The sequence below is a fragment of the Actinomycetota bacterium genome (assembly GCA_005774595.1).
Lineage (GTDB): Bacteria > Actinomycetota > Coriobacteriia > Anaerosomatales > D1FN1-002 > D1FN1-002.
Genome location: VAUM01000322.1, coordinates 1 through 2,124, shown reverse-complemented (window position 1 = coordinate 2,124; position 2,124 = coordinate 1). Strand labels below are relative to the sequence as shown.

The 2,124-nt window shown below is 67.1% G+C and carries 3 protein-coding genes; all 3 read left to right on the top strand.

From position 1 onward, the window contains the following. Nucleotides 1-415 (top strand): purine-binding chemotaxis protein CheW (locus tag FDZ70_09640; GenBank protein TLM69565.1); only part of this gene is annotated, 415 nt, incomplete at its 5' end. A 20-nt stretch (nt 416-435) separates the two neighbouring features. After that, nucleotides 436-1,662, top strand: a complete 1,227-nt coding sequence (locus FDZ70_09635) for a HAMP domain-containing protein (GenBank protein TLM69564.1) — start codon at nt 436-438, stop codon at nt 1,660-1,662. Between the two features lie 27 nt (nt 1,663-1,689). Next, on the top strand, nt 1,690-2,124 hold a 435-nt coding region (locus FDZ70_09630), incomplete at its 3' end, for a hypothetical protein (protein ID TLM69563.1).

Sequence of the window (2,124 nt, the reverse complement as noted above, 5' to 3'; positions counted from 1 at the left end):
CACCCTCGGCGACGAGACGTACGGCGTGCCCATCGCCGACGTGCGCGAGATCTACCTGGAGTACGAGGTCACGCCGATACCGTGCGTGCCCGACCACATCCAGGGCGTCATCAACATCCGGGGCGAGATCGTCTCGGTCACGAAGCTCGCGGCCCTGATGCGCCTGGCGGGCGCGGGCACGGCCGAGGGGGAGTCGCAGGCCATCGTGGTGCGCAACGACTCGTGCGTGACAGCCATGGTGGTCGACGAGATCGGCGACATCGTGGAGGTGCCGAAGGACTCGGTGGAGCCTCCGGTGTCGATGATCGGCAAGGCGCAGGTGGAGTTCGTGTCGGGGTCCGTGTACGTGGACGGCAGGCTCATCGGGCTGATCAACATCGGCCGGGTGCTGCAGCCCGTCGGCGGCGAGGACTAGGTGAAGGGGTCGGGAGAGCGATGATCAAGGGTCTCATCGACAAGTTCCGCGGCAAGGTCCTGTGGAAGTACTCGGCGTGGACCATCCTCCTGATGTTCGTGGTCAACCTGGGGCAGTGGTCCGTCGTCTGGATCATGTTCGGCGACGACATGCGCAAGAGTCCGGGGTTCGTCACCCAGCTGGTGGTCGCCGGCGGCACCTTCACGCTTCTCGCCATGCTGTTCGTCGTCGTGTTCATCGTCATCGGCAACCGCTTCATGAAGCCGCTCGACCTCGTGGTCGAGAGCGTCAAGGCGGCGTGCCAGGGCGAGGTCGGGCGCAAGGTCGATCTCGACAGCGGCGACGAGTTCGGCGTGCTCGCGCGCTCCTACAACCAGATGCTCGACCTCATCGTCTACCTCATCCGGCAGACCCAGGAGTCCTCGCGCCGTCTGGCCGCCTCGTCCGCCGAGATCCTCTCCGCGACCGAGGAGCAGGCGTCGGGCTCCGCCGAGCAGGCGGCCTCCATCAGCGAGACGACCGCCACGATGGAGGAGCTCGCCGCGACCTACCGCCAGATCGCCGACAACGCCAACCAGGTCGTGACGATGGCGGAGGCGTCGCTCGGCACCGCCGAGTCCGGCCAGCACGCGGTCATGAACACGCTCAGCGCCATGGAGGAGATCAAGAGCCGCTCGCAATCGTCCGCGAACAAGATCCTCGCTCTCGGCGAGCGCAGCCAGCAGATCGGCCAGGTGCTGACGATCATCAACAGCATCGCCGACCAGACCAAGATCCTCGCGCTCAACGCCGCTATCGAGGCGGCGCGCGCGGGCGAGGCGGGCAAGGGCTTCTCGGTCGTCGCCATCGAGATCCGCAAGCTGGCCGAGTCGGTCGTCGACTCGACCGGCGAGATCTCGACGATCATGACCGAGATCCAGGCGTCCGCGAACGAACTGGTCATCGCCACCGAGCAGGAGCTCAAGCAGGTCCAGTCCGGCGTCGACCTCGCTCACGTCACCGGCGAGTCGCTCGACCAGATTCTCGAGATGATCGAGCAGACCACTGTCGCGGCCAAGGAGATCTCGGCCGCCACCCAGCAGCAGAAGAGCGCGACCGACCAGGTCGTCAAGGCGATGCGCGAGGTCGCTTCCGTGGCCCAGCAGACCGCCGCAGGCAGCAAGCAGGTGGCGACCGCCGCCGAGCAGCTGTCCGCGATCGCGGCGGAGTCGAGCCAGGTCGGCGCGGCGTTCAGGATCGTCGACTAGAGCGGGCGCGGGGAGACGAGGCGACACATGGTCGAGTTCGACCGCAGCGCGTTCATATCGAAGTTCCAAGAGGAGGCCCAGGACCTGCTCCAGCGCCTGAACGAGGGCGTCATCATGCTGGAGGCGGACCCGGACAACCGGGAGCTCATCGATCAGATGATGCGCGACGCCCACACCATCAAGGGCTCGTCGCGCATGGTGGGACTCATCGACATCTCCGACGTGGCGCACCGGCTCGAGGACATCATGGTCAAGGTCCGAGACCGCGAGTACGCCTACACGCCCGAGTTCTCCGACCTGTTCTTCCAAGCGCTCGACGCGATCGTGTTCCTCGCCGACAACGTCGGAGCCGACCAGTCGCAGGTCGACCTGCCGGGCCTCCAGGCGCGCCTCACGATCCTCGCCGAGACCGGCGACCCGGGCGCGGCCGCGGCCGTCACGGCGCCGGAAGCGCCGGCGGAC